This window comes from Spirulina sp. LEGE 11439, from assembly GCF_059821285.1.
The window spans coordinates 1-15262 of record NZ_JCAMRX010000008.1 but is presented as its reverse complement, the minus strand read 5'-3'; the positions used below and the strand labels follow the sequence as shown (position 1 = coordinate 15262).

The 15262-nt window shown below is 42.2% G+C and carries 18 protein-coding genes; 10 read left to right on the top strand and 8 right to left on the bottom strand.

The annotated features are described in order from the left end of the window. Nucleotides 1–50: 50 nt before the first annotated feature. The gene (locus AC6RV6_RS07860; protein ID WP_500240224.1) at nt 51–893 is read left to right on the top strand and encodes a pentapeptide repeat-containing protein; all 843 of its coding nucleotides are present in this window, start codon (nt 51–53) and stop codon (nt 891–893) included. Between the two features lie 48 nt (nt 894–941). On the opposite strand, the gene AC6RV6_RS07855 is transcribed toward AC6RV6_RS07860, so the two are convergent. Further along, nucleotides 942–1322, bottom strand: a complete 381-nt coding sequence (locus AC6RV6_RS07855; RefSeq protein ID WP_500240223.1) for a LapA family protein — start codon at nt 1320–1322, stop codon at nt 942–944. Nucleotides 1323–1359: 37 nt separating this feature from the next. Here AC6RV6_RS07855 and AC6RV6_RS07850 point away from each other — a divergent pair, with 37 nt between their 5' ends. The 6 genes from AC6RV6_RS07850 to AC6RV6_RS07825 all read left to right on the top strand — a co-directional run bounded on the left by AC6RV6_RS07850 (nt 1360) and on the right by AC6RV6_RS07825 (nt 6300). Then, entirely contained in the window at nt 1360–1911 is a 552-nt protein-coding gene (locus AC6RV6_RS07850; protein ID WP_500240221.1) for an Npun_F5560 family protein, read from the top strand. Nucleotides 1912–2022: 111 nt separating this feature from the next. Then, a complete protein-coding gene (locus tag AC6RV6_RS07845) occupies nt 2023–2646 on the top strand; it encodes a hypothetical protein (protein WP_500240219.1) in 624 nt (207 codons plus the stop codon). Nucleotides 2647–2706: 60 nt separating this feature from the next. Further along, nucleotides 2707–3117, top strand: coding sequence for a DUF4332 domain-containing protein (locus AC6RV6_RS07840; protein WP_500240218.1), 411 nt, complete (start codon nt 2707–2709; stop codon nt 3115–3117). 67 nt (nt 3118–3184) lie between these two features. After that, on the top strand, nt 3185–3598 hold the full coding sequence (locus tag AC6RV6_RS07835; protein ID WP_500240217.1) for an ExbD/TolR family protein: 414 nt from the start codon (nt 3185–3187) through the stop codon (nt 3596–3598). Between the two features lie 24 nt (nt 3599–3622). Continuing rightward, nucleotides 3623–4045 (top strand): ExbD/TolR family protein, encoded by a 423-nt coding sequence (locus tag AC6RV6_RS07830; protein ID WP_500240215.1) that lies wholly within the window; start codon nt 3623–3625, stop codon nt 4043–4045. Nucleotides 4046–4425: 380 nt separating this feature from the next. Further along, nucleotides 4426–6300 carry a sensor histidine kinase gene (locus AC6RV6_RS07825; RefSeq protein ID WP_500240214.1) on the top strand — a complete coding sequence of 625 codons (1875 nt, stop codon included), beginning with the start codon at nt 4426–4428 and terminating at the stop codon, nt 6298–6300. 17 nt (nt 6301–6317) lie between these two features. On the opposite strand, the gene AC6RV6_RS07820 is transcribed toward AC6RV6_RS07825, so the two are convergent. From AC6RV6_RS07820 to AC6RV6_RS07810, 3 genes are read right to left on the bottom strand one after another with little or no spacing between them, the layout of a single operon-like run. Then, entirely contained in the window at nt 6318–6662 is a 345-nt protein-coding gene (locus AC6RV6_RS07820) for a helix-turn-helix domain-containing protein (RefSeq protein ID WP_500240213.1), read from the bottom strand. Nucleotides 6663–6703: 41 nt separating this feature from the next. Continuing rightward, nucleotides 6704–7480 carry a 3-methyl-2-oxobutanoate hydroxymethyltransferase gene (gene panB / locus AC6RV6_RS07815; protein ID WP_500240211.1) on the bottom strand — a complete coding sequence of 259 codons (777 nt, stop codon included), beginning with the start codon at nt 7478–7480 and terminating at the stop codon, nt 6704–6706. A gap of 42 nt (nt 7481–7522) precedes the next feature. Beyond that, a complete protein-coding gene (locus AC6RV6_RS07810) occupies nt 7523–8575 on the bottom strand; it encodes a ligand-binding sensor domain-containing protein (RefSeq protein WP_500240210.1) in 1053 nt (350 codons plus the stop codon). A 166-nt stretch (nt 8576–8741) separates the two neighbouring features. Between AC6RV6_RS07810 and gntT the strand changes: the two genes are divergently transcribed. Then, nucleotides 8742–10175 (top strand): guanitoxin biosynthesis MATE family efflux transporter GntT, encoded by a 1434-nt coding sequence (gntT, locus tag AC6RV6_RS07805; RefSeq protein ID WP_500240208.1) that lies wholly within the window; start codon nt 8742–8744, stop codon nt 10173–10175. Here the strand turns inward: gntT and AC6RV6_RS07800 are convergent. From AC6RV6_RS07800 to AC6RV6_RS07785, 4 genes are all read right to left on the bottom strand, one after another. Beyond that, nucleotides 10110–10520 carry a VOC family protein gene (locus AC6RV6_RS07800; RefSeq protein ID WP_500240206.1) on the bottom strand — a complete coding sequence of 137 codons (411 nt, stop codon included), beginning with the start codon at nt 10518–10520 and terminating at the stop codon, nt 10110–10112. The genes gntT and AC6RV6_RS07800 overlap by 66 nt on opposite strands. A gap of 85 nt (nt 10521–10605) precedes the next feature. Beyond that, a complete protein-coding gene (locus AC6RV6_RS07795) occupies nt 10606–11370 on the bottom strand; it encodes a phosphosulfolactate synthase (RefSeq protein ID WP_500240205.1) in 765 nt (254 codons plus the stop codon). A 234-nt stretch (nt 11371–11604) separates the two neighbouring features. Beyond that, complete coding sequence (gene clpB / locus AC6RV6_RS07790) at nt 11605–14223, bottom strand: ATP-dependent chaperone ClpB (RefSeq protein ID WP_500240202.1); 2619 nt, start codon at nt 14221–14223, stop codon at nt 11605–11607. Continuing rightward, nucleotides 14168–14365 (bottom strand): hypothetical protein, encoded by a 198-nt coding sequence (locus tag AC6RV6_RS07785; protein ID WP_500240200.1) that lies wholly within the window; start codon nt 14363–14365, stop codon nt 14168–14170. The genes clpB and AC6RV6_RS07785 overlap by 56 nt, the downstream gene beginning before the upstream one ends. Nucleotides 14366–14430: 65 nt before the next feature. Here AC6RV6_RS07785 and AC6RV6_RS07780 point away from each other — a divergent pair, with 65 nt between their 5' ends. Then, nucleotides 14431–14751 carry a hypothetical protein gene (locus AC6RV6_RS07780; protein WP_500240198.1) on the top strand — a complete coding sequence of 107 codons (321 nt, stop codon included), beginning with the start codon at nt 14431–14433 and terminating at the stop codon, nt 14749–14751. Nucleotides 14752–14945: 194 nt separating this feature from the next. Beyond that, entirely contained in the window at nt 14946–15194 is a 249-nt protein-coding gene (locus AC6RV6_RS07775; protein ID WP_500240197.1) for a PIN domain-containing protein, read from the top strand. The last annotated feature ends 68 nt before the right edge of the window (nt 15195–15262 follow it).

The window sequence follows — 15262 nt, the reverse complement described above, 5'->3', positions numbered from 1 at the left end:
TAGAGTAAAGATTTGCTAAAATTGTATCGATCGCCAGGCAGTAATAGCGAATGAATCGGCAAAATATCCTCAAACAGTATGCAGCAGGGGAACGCAATTTTTGCGATCTCGAATTACCCGAAATCGATTTGAGTTCGGCGGCATTACAAGGGGTTGATTTCACAGGAGCGATTCTCTCCAAAGCCAATTTTCAAAATGCAGATTTAAGTAACTCCAATTTGAGCAGCACAAATTTAGAAGATGCCGATCTTGAATCGACGAACTGTTCTCGTGGGGATTTGAGTATGGCAGAATTAATCAGAGCTAATCTCAGCAATGCTATTTTTAATTTAGCTTTCTTCACGGGTGCAGATTTAATGGAGGCGTATTGTTTGAATTCTCAATTTGTGGGAACAGAACTGATCGGAGTCAATTTTGCTTCTGCAACTTTAATTGGAGCCAGTTTAATGGGGGCAAATTTGACGGGATCGGATTTGAGTGGGGCAAATTTTAGTCGGACTTATCTCTACAGTGCCAATTTAAGCGAAACTATGCTAGATGGGATTAACCTACAAGGAGCGCTCTACAACCCTCAAACGCAATTTCCCTTAGATTTCGATCCGATCGCAGCGGGAGCCTGTCCGATCGCGCCTTGTGTTAACCTTTCTGGCAAGAATTTAAGCGGGATTGAGTTACCGAGTGCCAATCTTGCGGACGCGAATTTAACCCATACTAATTTACAGCGATCGAAGTTAACTTTAGCAAATTTAAGCGGTGCGGATTTAAGTGGTGCGGATTTAAGTGGTGCGGATTTAAGCGGTGCAGATTTAAGCGGTGCAGATTTAAGCGGCGCAAACCTCGAGGGAACGAAACTCAATGGGGCAATTCTTCCTGATGAGACGGTAAGCTGTTAAATCAGTTATCAGTTATCAGTTATCAGTTATCAGTTATCAGTTAAAGATTTATCGAGATTTTTTGACTCTCGATCTTTGGACTTTTCCCGATAACGTGGGGAAAAGTCCACCCAAAAGTAATCCTGCGACAACACTAAAGGTTAAGACAATACCAAAAGGAAATTCAATCGACTGAAAGGTCAAAAACTTGAGAGAAATCGGCTGAATGTTTTGGATTGAAATCGTGGCAATGACAATGAGCCAAACGGCAAGAATTAGAGAGGTGAGAAAATTAGCGATCGCTCTCATCAGATTGATTATAAAATATTGAATTTCCCTGAAATTGTAACAAAAGACGATCTCAGCCGATGCGATCGCACTTCCCTCCGCCAGAAAATTTTCTGTGCAAATTTTAAAAAAGCAGATAAAATGAGCGGTAATGCCCTTCATATGCCGCCAATCAGCCTAAAAACGGAGTCGAGTCGCTGTGAATATCACCGAAAAAACCAATGTTAGCAGCCTGCGGGGTGAAGTGACCCGCCTAAGCGATGAGTTGAAGATGCGAGATCAACTGGTACAACAGTTGTCTCAGGAACTATTTCGCTTGGTTAAAGGCAATAATCAGTTTATGCCCCAGCCCGACGTATCCGAACGTCACAAAGCTGAAATGCGGATGCTGCGGGAACAATTACAGGAAGTTGAACAACAAGTTACCTTTTATCAACAACAGATTGCGGCCCGCGATCGCGAAATTTATCAATTGCGGCAGTCGGTTCAAGAAACTGGCGATCGCACGAGAATGCTGGAACAGGCATTGCAAGAAATGCCGCAAATTTATCGACGCAAATTTGAAGAACGCATGATCCCTGTGAAGGAAAAGATCGAACGCTTGCAACGGGAAAATCGTCAACTACATGTTGAATTACAAAGCGTCAGCTATCGTCTCGCCGTCAAAACTCGCCGCAATACCTCGCGAGTCGATCTGCCCAGTTTTGCTCGCCGTTTATCGGGTCCTATCCCGAGTTTTGGTAGCGTCTAACGGCGAACAGTTATTAGTAAACAGTAAACATAGTGAATAGCGATCGTGACTGTTTTTTCATTGAGTTTTAGGGCGCAGAAGCGCCCTCCTTATTTGCCCTAAAAAATTCCCATGACTGAAATTTTTGTGATTTCCGATCGCCCCACAGATGCCCCCGATCTTGTTGCATTCAAACAAGCACTTCTCTCTCATTCTCCTAACGCTTCTGTCAAAATTTTTCCTGCTAACGCAATACCTACATCTCAAAATACAATTTATCCTCTCACTTTTAACATTCCAGAAACCCTCGAATTTCCGGCAAAATCAGTTTATCAACAGTGTCAAGATGTCGAAAAATTGCGGTGCTGGGTGACTGAGAATTTAGAGTATGCAAGCGAGGAGGGTCATTATTGGCTGCCCATTGTTCTCACGGCAAAAGGACCCTTATATGCCGAGGCGATCGCGTGGAACGAAGAAAACCAAGTCTACGAACAACCTTTCCATCTCTCTGATGCTTTACGCCAACCCCTTTACCATCTCGCTTACGAACTTTTGGCGCATTTAGCAGCCCCTCCTACCGTTTACACCTTACAATTTAGCTGGCGAGGGGAGGAAATTTTCTTCGATCGCCTTTTTCCTTTTCCCCACGAAAGCACCTGTATTTCTCTCGGGGTACAAAAACCCGATCTTTTGACCTGTCATGGGTTATGCTTAACTCATCAACCTATTTTGGATTTAGCGATCGTTCCAGGGTAGATCGTCAATTAAATTCGCGATCGCAACTCTTGATTTTGTATCGCTCATTTCCTGAACATTATGAATCTTTTAAAAACTTGGTTGGTAGCAGAACTTCCCGGCATGAGCGAGGAAGATGGCGGTTTATTACATTCTCTCGGCATCGAAAATACGGAGCAATTATTGCAACAGGGTAACACTCTAGAAAAAAGAAATGCGATCGCCGAACAACTCAAATTGCAACCCCAACAAGTGAATAAATGGGTGGCACTCGCAGATTTAGCACGCCTTCCCGGGGTGGGATGCAACCATTGTGGACTGTTGCTGCATTCTGGTATTGCTTCTGTTACCCAACTCGCTCAAACTCCTGTCTATCGACTGCATCGACAAATGTTGCGCTTTCAAGTTGCCACCCTAAAACGAGGAGATTTATGCCCGCCGATCGAACAGGTGCAACAATGGGTGAATGAAGCTCGCACCCTTTCAGCTTAGGTTATCAATTTAATTTTGAAATATTTTATGATGGTGCATTCTGCTGGCTGAATTTTGCAGAAAATTTATGCAATTTAATCGTCAAAAAAGGAAAACCACATTACCGGAAGTCAATCTTGTACCGACTATTGATGTGATCATGTGCATTTTGACTTTTTTCCTGATTATTTCTATGACCTTGAAAAGCCAACAAACGAGCAATTTAGAATTACCGACAATTGGAACGGCGGAGCAGGAAGATATTACAATTCAAGAAGAAATGTTAAGTTTTTCCCTAGATCGGGAAGGAACTCTTTTCTGGCGCGATCGCTCTCTTTCGGAAGTGGAAATGACAAAAACCGTACAAACATTTTTAGCAGAGTACCCAGAGGGCAAAATCATCCTAGCCGCCGATCGCCAGCTACCCTATCAATACATTAGCCAACTTTTGCAAAAACTGGGAAAACTTGGTGGCGATCGCGTTTCCTTAGCCATTCAGTAAACAGTTATCAGTTATCAGTTATCAATGAACTTTAGGGCGAAAAAACGAAATTCGCAAATTCCCAGACTCGACCTCATTCCCTTACTCAATGTTATGATGGTTGTTTTGGCATTTTTTATCCTCATTTCTCTCTCTTTAAAAACTTCTCTTGAGAGTATAGAGGTTCAACTTCCTCGAGGAGAAGCAGGAGGAGAAATTGTTGGCAATATAGGAGAAAATTCTGTTATTGTTTATTTGAATCCACAGGAACAATTTTTATTTAGAGAAAAAATTTTAACTGAAATAGAAATTCAAGAACAAATTTCACTCTATTTACAAGAAAATCCTCAAAATATCGTTTTCTTGGTTGCCGATCCCGATATTCCCTATGGACGAGCACTCCAAGCCTTAACTCAAATGCAGGAAATTGATAGCGATCGCGTTTCTTTAGGGTTATTTTCTCAGTAAAAAGAAGTTTGACGGCAAAAGGAAGTTTGACCAAAAAGAGTAAGAGTTCAAGCCTCTCGCTTTAGCGGTGGGAACTGATAATTGTTCATTGAAATGACGATTGTTCTGAATTTTCTTTACATATTTTCATTTTCTTTTAAGCGAACACTTTTTTAAAAAAGCAATATTAAGTATAAAGGTTAAGAATTTTAATGACTCACATATTTTGAAAAAAATATGATTAAATATATCTTAATCAAAAATTAGCAAATTTTGGCAACATCGAGTTGTTCTCAAAGAGAGTTACTTATCTTCTGAAAAGTACTTGCTCCCTTTCTCCGGCGCATCAGCAGAATTTTCCCAGCAGAATTGTTGTTCATCGTCCCCAAACAATTTCCATAATGAAAAATAAACACTCTTCAATGTCTGGGGTAGGAAATCGAGAGTGTGTCTCGATGGATACACCCTCGAAACTCAAACCGACTCCCAAACTTGTTGCCCAATTCAAACATTATACGGACAAAATTTCTTTCCCTTGGCTCGAGCGATCGCTGAGTCGGTGGAATATTTCCCAAAAATTTGCTTACACCTATGCTTTGGCTTTGGGGATTGCGATCGTGGGGACAGGAATTGGCTTGAGTTTGGGAGACTATTACGAAAGGCAAGCCTTAGAAGCACTCGATCTGGCCAATACTCAAGAACATCACCTCGAAGATTTAAAAGCTGCCGTCTCGGAGATGCGATTGCATCCGCAACAGTTAATGCCAACATTTGGCAAAGCGATCTTTTTTGACTTGGAACGCGCCCGATTTTCCCTACACGTCGATCGCACTAAGGAAAATATTGATAACCTCCTACGCTTTCTAGAAAACAATCCCCATCGCTTGGCCGTCGCTCCCGAAAAATTTGGCACAATTCTTCAAGAGTACGACACCGCGATCGAACAATATCGACAGGCGATCGCCGCATTGTGGCTGCAACTCAATTTTGCGAACCTAACTCCAGCCGAAATTCCCTCGGGACGCTTGCAACTTCTTAATTTTCTGAGCAGTCCTGCTTCTCTCAAACTCGAGATCCGTTTCAATTATCTCACCGAAGATTTAACCCAAGCCCTAACTGCGGCTGAAAATCAAAAAATACAAGCCACCCAAAACTTAAATGACATTCGGCGGCTGCGTTTATTCATGATTGTTGGAAGTATGGTATTGAGTGGTGCGATCGCAGCGTTCTTAGCATTACTGACCGGTCGTGCGATCGCGCGTCCTCTCATTACCGTCAAAAATGTTGCCCGAGAAGTCACCCGAGAATCCAACTTTAATCTCCGCGCTCCGATTACCACCACCGATGAGATCGGCGCTCTTGCTACGTCCCTCAATCAACTTATCCAGTGGATGGATGAATACACCCGAGAACTCCAGCAAACCCAAGCACAACTCGTTCATAGTGAAAAAATGTCGAGTTTGGGGCAAATGGTGGGGGGCATTGCCCATGAAATCAATAATCCCGTTAATTTTATTCACGGAAATATTGAATATCTCGATGATTATCTGCAAAATTTGCTGACCTTAATTCAACACTATCAAACAGAGTATCCTCAACCCCCTGACCCCATTCGCTCGCAAATCGACGAGATCGAGTTAGAGTTTTTAATCGAAGATTTCCCGAAAATTCTCGCTTCCATGAGACAAGGCACCCATCGCATTCAATCGATCGTGACTTCTCTCCGCAATTTTTCGCGGTTGGATGAAGCTGATATGAAAGCGGTCGATTTGCACGAGGGATTAAATAGTACGCTGATTATTCTCAATAATCGTATTGGCGATCGCATTAAAATCGTCCAAGATTATGGCGACTTGCCTTTAGTTGAATGTTATCCCGCGCAACTCAATCAAGTCTTTCTGCATTTGCTGGCGAATGCCCTTGATGCGATCGAGGAAGTTCCCCTCCATTCTCAAAAACAGCCTCAGATTGTCATTCACACGGAAAAACTCGCTTCCGAACGAGTGGGCATTACGATTAGTGATAATGGTTTCGGTATTCCCCCAGAGATTCAAGCTAAACTCTTCGATCCCTTCTTTACCACTAAACCCATTGGGCAAGGGACAGGATTGGGGCTTTCTATTGCTTATAAAATTATTGAAAAACATCAAGGGACGATCGCCGTGAATTCGACCCAAGAGAACGGGACAAAATTCATAGTCGTTCTTCCCCTCCATCGCGATCGCGCTAGCCAGGAAAAGAGCAACAACAAACAATTGTCAACTCTATTGGTGTGAAATTTTGTGAATTTTGCTTAAATTTTTCGATTACGCAGAGAAAAGTCTTCCGGTTTGTATCTTTGAGAAAGAGCAACCAATAACGAATACATTTCTTCATTACTCATCCCCTCAATCCATTTTTGTAAAGATTGAGGACTGTGACTTTGGGAGATTTCCATACCGTATTCTTCTCGCGCTCCCGGATTAATATGTTCCAGTGCTCCGAGAATTTCGTCTAAAACTGCATCTGTCGCATTGCGATTGCCGCGAAAAAATTGAGAGAGATGATTTTCGCTAATTCCCGTCAAGCGACTGATGGAAACATTGGAAATTTTATATTTATTTTTGATTTTTAAAAGGGCTTTGCGATGGATGGACATATTTGACATATTTATTGACATATTGACATATTGAGACTTTTTTAATGAGGAAACTTATGCTCTCGCACTTCATTGATAAATTCTCCCACGGCTTGGGTCGCAATTTGGCGAAGATTCAGGTAAGTTTTCGCAAAAGGAGGCTGTTTTTGGGAGAGTCCGAGCAAATCTGCCGTCACGAGCACCTGTCCGTCGCAATCAGAGCCGGCTCCGATGCCGATGGTCGGAATGGGAATCCGAGCGGTAATTTGAGCGGCCAGAGCAGAGGGAATATGTTCGAGGATAATCGAAAATGCTCCTGCTTCAGCCACGGCGATCGCATCTTGTAAAATTTGCTCTCCGCGTTCTTCTGTTTTCCCTTGTTGTTTGTACCCCAATTGATGAACGGATTGAGGGGTTAATCCCACATGACCCATAACGGGAATACCAATGGCGGTGAGTTTATTAATAGTTTTGAGAATATCCGGGCTTGCTCCTTCTATTTTAACAGCTTGCGCTCCTGCTTCTTTGAGAGCGCGTCCGGCAGAGCGCACCGCCATTTCTAGGCTTTCTTGATAGCTGAGAAACGGCAGATCGCAAACCACCAAGGCATTTTTCCTGCCGCGACTGACGGCAGCGGTGTGATGAAGCATTTCATCAAGGGTGACGGGTAAGGTGTTTTCATATCCTAACGCGACCATTGCTAAGGAATCCCCCACAAGAATAATATCGATTCCTGCTTCATCGAGAAGGTTAGCGATCGCATAATCCCATGCTGTCAGAACGGCGATCGCGCGCCCTTTTTGTTTCCACTCTATTAATTTTCGGGTTGTTACTGGCATTGGTTGTTACTCTTTACTCTTTACTCTTTACTCTTCACTTGTTTAATAATTAATAGGGGGATTGCGGACAAATGCCAGATGAGGACGGACTAAGCCCGATGATTGACTGACCCATGCTAACCCTTCGGAAGTGCCAACCCAAAGTTTATTTCCCGTGTCAGGAGAGAGAGATAAAATGCGGCTGGAGGGAAGATTGGGAATTTGTCCCATAACTTGACCGCTTTGAGGATCGAACTCATATAAGCCATTTTCGCTGCCGACCCAAACGCGACCGTTATCAGCAAAGCGAATTGAGGTGATACTCCGACCCTCAAAAGGACGAATCGAACGGATAATTTGCCGTTTGAGGGGATCGATTTCTAGCAATCCCGAAATTGTCCCGACCCAAAGGGTGCCATCGGGGGAAGTGTCGATCGCTTGCACGATCCCCCCGGGCAAACTGGTCATGCGACCGATGGGATAGGCGCTAGCGGTATCGATTCGCACCAATCCTTCGAGGGTTCCGACCCACAATTGTCCTTCTGTATCGAGGGCGAGGGTATTGGCACTGACTCCGGGTAAATCTTGCAATGTAGTCATTAACAGCCCGCGATCGGGACTGATGAGGGCTAAACCGCGATCGGTGCCCACCCAAAGATAGCCGCGATTGTCGATGAGCAGGGATAAAACGCGATTGGAGGGCAAGCGGAAGCTATAGGCAGTGAGTTCGTTACTGCGGGGATCGACTCGCACTAAACCGCGATAACTGCCCCCCCAGATGCGCCCCGAGCGATCCATTGTTAGGCTGGAAAGGGTGTAATCTGGCAAGCTGGCTCGGGCGACGATCGCGCCGGTATGGGGGTTAATTCGGGTTAAACCCATCCACGTCCCTACCCACAAATCTCCGGTATAGTCCTCTTGTAGGGCCGTAACGCGAAAATCGCGCTGGATCTGTTGTCTTTGAGGTTGCGATCGCGCCGGTGCGGTTGGGGGGGCAGTTCGCGGAAAGACAGGGGTATAGTCTCGCCCTTGCTGTCTCTCTTGGGCGATCGCAGAACTAGAAATGAGGGGAAATGCCCAAAATGCCAAACTTGCTGTAAAGCTAAGTTTTTTCATCCAATTACCCATGACTGATTCCCAAATTACCCATTCCCAATTTAGCAACTATTGAGAAAATGCGATCGGGTTGCCAACATTTCAGCTCTACTAGGTATCGTTTCTAGTATTTTAGAATTCTTAACGAAAACTAATAACTTCTCCAATGCGATCAATCTTTAAGTCTATGAGCCTAACCCAATTGAACTCGGATCATTTTCTTCCTCGTTTTTATAAGCTGGCGCTGACCAATACGCTATCTAATATTATGATTCCTTTATCGGGATTGGTTAGTGTGGCTTTTCTTGGACATTTGACAGAGATTCGCTATTTAGCAGGAGTTGCCGTTGCAACAGTTTTATTTACTTACCTCTACCGACTGTTACATTTTCTGCGCATGGGAACGACAGGAATCACTGCACAAGCTGTAGGTCAAGACGATCGCGAGGCAATGCTATTGGTGGGTTTACGCAACGGGTTGATTGCCTTAGTCTTGGGGATATTAATCGTTCTCTTACAATACCCTATCGAAAAAATTTGGTTTCTTTTACTCGATGCACCTGAAGACGTGAAAATGTCGGGTATTGCTTATTTTAAGGCTCGAATTTGGGGCGCACCTGCGGTTGCTCTCAATCTAGTCGTGATTGGTTGGCTATTGGGAAAAGAGATGAGCGGAAGAGTTGTAATTATGACAATCATTGGCAATGTAGGCAATATTGTGTTTGATTATTTTTCTATCATTCAATGGAGTTGGGGGAGTATGGGGGCAGGTTTATCGGCTTGTTTGAGTCAATATTTAACATTATTTATCGGTTTATTCTATATCAGTCAAGAAATTGATTTGGAAGAGGTTAAACAGTTAAGCGATCGCTTTTGGCAATGGTCTAGATTTAAAACAGTTTTTTTTGTTAATCGAGATACGTTTCTTAAAATATTAAGTAATCGAGCCAGTTTAGTTATTTTTACAAATATCAGTGCGGCAATTGGTACACAGGTTTTAGCAGGAAATGCTTTAATCATTGAAATGTTTCTCTTCACAATCTCTTTTATTGAAGGTTTTGGCTTGGCAGCCGAAACCTTGGCTGGAAATTTTCTCGGACAGGGCAAACAGGATCACTTACCATTTTTAGCTGTATTTTCAGTTAGCACGGGTGTTTTTTTTGCTTTTCTTTTTGCTGGGATTTCGAGTATTTTTCCTGACACAATATTTGGAATATTAACGAATCATTTTGAAGTCATTAATGAATTAAAAAATTATCTTCTTTGGCTAATTCCTCTTCTTGTTTTTAATGCAATTGCATTTATGTTTGATGGCTATTTTATTGGTTTAAGCAATACAGTAGTTGTTCGTAATTCTGCATTATTAGGGTTTACTATTGGATTTCTTCCAATTATTATACCTGCTTGGTTATATCAAGATAATAATCTCTTGTGGTTCTCTTTAGTTACATTTATGATTGTCAGAACAATTTATGTTAATTTTGAATTTATACGTGCAACACCTAATCTTCGCTCTTCCTTTTTGGAGAAATATAAAATATTGGTGCAATCAAATCTAGTAAATGTAGTCGGGAACAAAATAATACTTAAATTCAATCACATTATTGGAAGGATCGAGTAAAGCAAAAGTTAAATGTTTTTCAGGGCGATCGGCAAAACGAGTGGAAAGTTTGTGCAGAAATTTAATATCATATTTTTCTGCTTGTTCGAGTATCCGATCGAATTGAGAGCGCTCTAAAAATGTGCGTCCAAAATGACGGGGATACATCTTGGGATTTTGGTCGATTTCATTGGGAGCAAAATGACAAACCAATTGATCGCCAAAAAAATCTAGAGTTATTCTGTCATCGTATTCTCGTGCAACTTGACAATCTAAAACTTCCATATAGAATTTTTTAGTTGCACGCAAATCGTGGCTGGGTATCGCTAAATGGAAAATACTACTTGGATTTTGAGGTAAATTCATTGCTTTCTCTCCAAAGAAGACAAAATACTGGACTAAACTCATAGAGTCCGAAGATAACTGACAAATATAGTATAAGTTAATTATATTACTTGTCTTGAGAAAAATTCAAATCAATTGAATCACTTCGCAAACCCAGCCTGAGTGTTTCTAATGGAATAACATCATTAATACTAATATTCCCTAAATTTACAGAATGTCCAAATTTTTTAATTAACCAAACTTGTTGAGCTTTATCAGGAGCCTCAAATAAGAGTTGATGGGGATGAATTTGGGTAATGATTTCATCAATCAGGCCAGCACGAATTTCTCCATCATGTCGGTAGATTCCTGCTGTCCCACTTTCCCGAGCTTCAGCAATAACTTTCCACGCTCCTGCTTCTAAATCAGCTTGAATCATTTCAATCCAAAGATGAGGAGCCATTACTTTTGTGGCATCCTTGCTTCCCACTTCTGACAAAACAATAAAATCTTTTGCTAGTTCTCGGATATATTTTTGTTTTTCTTCTATAGACAGTTCGAGACTTCCAGTTGAAACTTCAACGTGAGTAATATGAAAATCTTGCAGCATGTTCCGAAATTCATAAAATTTATTTTGTAACAGAGCAACTTCAAATAAAGTTCCACCAAAATAAACTTCAAGATTAAATTTTTGATAGAGTTCTATCTTCTCTTTTAAATTTTGAGTGATGTAACCTGTTCCCCATCCTAATTTCAAAAAATCAATGAAATGACTGCTCGTTTCTAGCAAATCTCGTGCAGCGTTCAGACCAATACCGCGATCGATAACGTGCGTAATTCCGATCTGACGAGGTTTTTGCGATCGCTGAGGCAGTTCGAGAAAGTTTAGCATTTGCTTTCCTTCGTATAGTTTTTGATGATAGATTGAGGATGTAATACTTGCGCTCTTACTATTGTTGTTTTAATGAATTTATCGCGTTATAACTGTTATTAGGATGAAAGTAAACCAGTTTCTCCTAAAGCTATATCGAGTTCTTCTATTTCGATAGTCAGTCACTTTTTCGATAGTCAGTCATTTTAACGAACAATGAATGAGAAAAAGGGTGCAATATTTGCACCTCTATTTCTATGCTTTTAATAAATCCACAGATAAGCGTTTAAAGGCTAAGCGATCGCCTTCAACATCTGCAAAAATTGTATCCCCGGCAGTAAAATCACCCTGCAAAATTGCTTTGGCAATGTCGGTTTCTAAATATCGCTGTACGGCTCGTTTTAAAGGTCGCGCCCCATAGACAGGATCGTAACCCAATTCTGCTAGATAATCTAATGCTGCTTCCGACAATTTGAGAGAGAGTTTTTGCTCGCTCAAACGGTTTTCCAAACGCTGAACTTGTAATTTGACAATACGTTTTAATTGTTCCTTCAGCAAACTGCGGAAAATAATCAATTCATCTACGCGGTTGAGGAATTCAGGACGGAAATTTTCTTGCATTGCGATCATCACTCGCGATCGCATTTCCTCATAGTTAGCATCATCTCCCGCTAAATCGAGAATGTATTGCGACCCGATATTACTGGTCATAATAATGATGGAGTTTTTAAAGTCTACGGTATGCCCTTGAGAATCGGTTAAACGTCCGTCATCTAAGATTTGTAAAAGCACATTAAAGACATCATTATGTGCCTTTTCAATCTCATCAAAGAGAATGACCGAATAAGGACGGCGGCGAATGGCTTCAGTGAGTTGTCCCCCTTGTTCGTAACCGACATAACCCGGAGGCGCACCCATTAACCGAGAAACGCTATGTTTCTCCATATATTCCGACATATCGATACGAACGATCGCTTCTTCGGTATCAAAAAGATTAGCGGCGAGTGCTTTACCGAGTTCCGTTTTTCCGACCCCTGTGGGACCGAGAAAAATGAAGCTAGCAATGGGACGATTGGGATCTGATAAACCGGCCCGAGAGCGTTGAATAGCATCGGAAACGGCGGTTACAGCTTCATCTTGTCCGACAACTCGTTCGTGGAGTTCATCCTCTAAATGCAGGAGTTTTGCTTTCTCGGATTCGACCAACTTACTGAGGGGAATTCCCGTCCATTTGGAGATAATTTCGGCAATATCATCCTCTAATACTTCTTCTCGCAATAAGGATTTACCACTGGTTTGAATATCTGTCAATTGGCTTTCAGTTTCTTTAATTTGACGCTGTAGATCGGTCAGTTTTCCATAGCGTAACTCGGCGGCGCGGTTGAGGTCGTAGGCGCGTTCTGCTTGTTGAATTTCTAAATTCACGCGGTCTATTTCTTCTTTAATTCCGTTAATTTTGTCAATCACATCTTTTTCTGATTGCCACTGGGCATTTAAACGAGATTGCTCTTCTTTGAAATCGGCGAGTTCTTTTTCTAAAATAGCTAAGCGATCGCGGGCAGCTTCGTCATTATCTTTTTGCAAAGATAGCCGTTCCATTTCCAGTTGCAGGACTTTGCGATCGACTTCATCGAGTTCATCGGGTTTGGAGGTAATTTCCATTTTGAGTTTAGCGGCGGCTTCGTCTACCAAGTCGATCGCTTTATCGGGAAGGAAGCGATCGCTAATATAGCGGTTGGAAAGCATGGCCGCGGCAACTAAGGCATTATCGGCAATTTTCACGCCGTGGTGAACCTCGTAGCGCTCTTTCAGCCCGCGTAAAATGGAGATAGTATCGGCTTCGGTGGGTTCGTCGATTCTGACTTCTTGAAAGCGTCGTTCTAGGGCGGCATCTTTTTCGATATACTTGCGATACTCATCTAAGGTCGTCGCACCGATGCAGCGCAGTTCTCCTCGTGCCAGCATAGGTTTAAGGAGATTTCCCGCATCCATTGCCCCTTGAGTGGCTCCAGCACCGACGACGGTGTGGATTTCATCGATAAAGAGGATAATTTGCCCCTGAGACTCGGTAACCTCTTTGAGGACGGCTTTGAGGCGTTCTTCAAATTCGCCGCGATATTTGGCTCCGGCAATTAATGCACCCATATCGAGGGCAAACACGCGCCGATCTTTAAGTGAGTCTGGCACGTCTTGGCTGATGATGCGTTGTGCTAACCCTTCTGCGATCGCGGTTTTTCCGACTCCGGGTTCCCCAATTAAAACGGGGTTATTTTTCGTGCGACGGGAGAGAATTTGGATGGTACGGCGAATTTCCTCATCCCGACCGATAACGGGGTCGAGTTTCCCTTCTCGCGCCAGATCCGTCAGTTCTCGCCCGTATTTTTCTAATGCGTCGTATTTGCCTTCTGGGTTTTGATCCGTCACTTTTTGATTGCCTCGAATTCCTTTAATAATTTCTTTTAATTGATTTTCCGTCAAGCCGAATTCCTTAAATAGGGAGCGACCGAAGCGATCGTCTTTAGGATAGGCGAGAATGAGATGTTCGATGGAGATATAGTCATCGCCAAATTCTTTGCGGAAGGCTTCGGCGCGATCGAGGAGTAGGTCTAAACTGCGTCCTAAGTAGATCGAGTCGCTGGTTTGGGAGACTTTGGGCTGACGGGCGATAAACTCATCGGCGCGATCGCGGAGTTTCTGGACGCTAACGTTAGCTTTATTAAAAATACTGCTGGCGAGTCCTTCTTGTTCGAGAAGGGCTTTGATTAAATGTTCGCTTTCGATTTGTTGATTATTATTTTGTTTGGCAATTTCTGGGGTTTTAACGACGGCTTGCCATGCTTTTTCTGTAAATTGTTGGGGGTTGGTGGGCTGCATTTTTCTCCTCCAATAACGCGCGATCGCAAAGCGTGGCTTTTGCCGTATCGCCTCGATCTATAGTTATTGTAGAATCTCGGGGCGGGTTTTTCGGACGGGAAAATACGCCTTTGGGGGGACGGGTTTCCGTTCTCACAGGCAAGCGCGATCGTCTCCTGATAATTTACGTTACGATTGGATTGCGAATTTATCCTTTCAGAAAAAGCAATGAAAGCACTCTCAGTTACCGGAACAATTGATGAACAAGGTCAACTTTTTTTAGATCGACCTTTAAAAGTATCGCATCTGAGTACGGTACAAGTAATTGTTCTCATGCCAGAAACAGCAACGGAAATAGAAAAGGCTGAAAATAAAATAGCAGAATATCAAAATCGAGATATCATTCCGCGAGAAAGGTTTCAAAAAGAATTTAAGCAATCTTTAGAAGAATCAGGTTATGATTCTCGCGAAAAAATCATTCAATTAGTTCAAGATATTAAAAAAGAAATGGCAGATGAGTTCATTAGTAAAAAACAAAGCGATGAATGAAACTCCAGTGCGAATCTTTTTGGATACGAATATTTACATTGTTGGTGCGAGTGACGAAAATAGCAATGAATCAAAAATTCTCGATTGGATAGGATTCTATGAAGCCAAAAATCCTTGGCTAGAAACGATTATTTCGGAAGAACTACTCAATCAAATTTTAAGAGTTGCTAAACGCTTAAAAAACAAAGATTGGGGTGGCCGAAATTTTAGGCGGAATTTGGCAAAATCTCAATATTCACTATGTTTGTTTTGCAGAGAAAACATATTTTCAGATAGAAAAACTGGGTAAAATTCCTCGCGAGGATATTGGCGTTTATTTGACAGCACGAGAAGGAAAAGCACAATTTTTTATATCTGCAAATTATAAATTAATTCGGGTATTAGCTAGAGAAACAGGAGAATTTGAATGTTTGACTCCGGAGAAATTTCAAAAATATTTATGATAACAATGATTAATTTGGGTCTACCGAAGTTGTTGTGCTAAAAAGAGATAAATAGTACAGTAAAAATG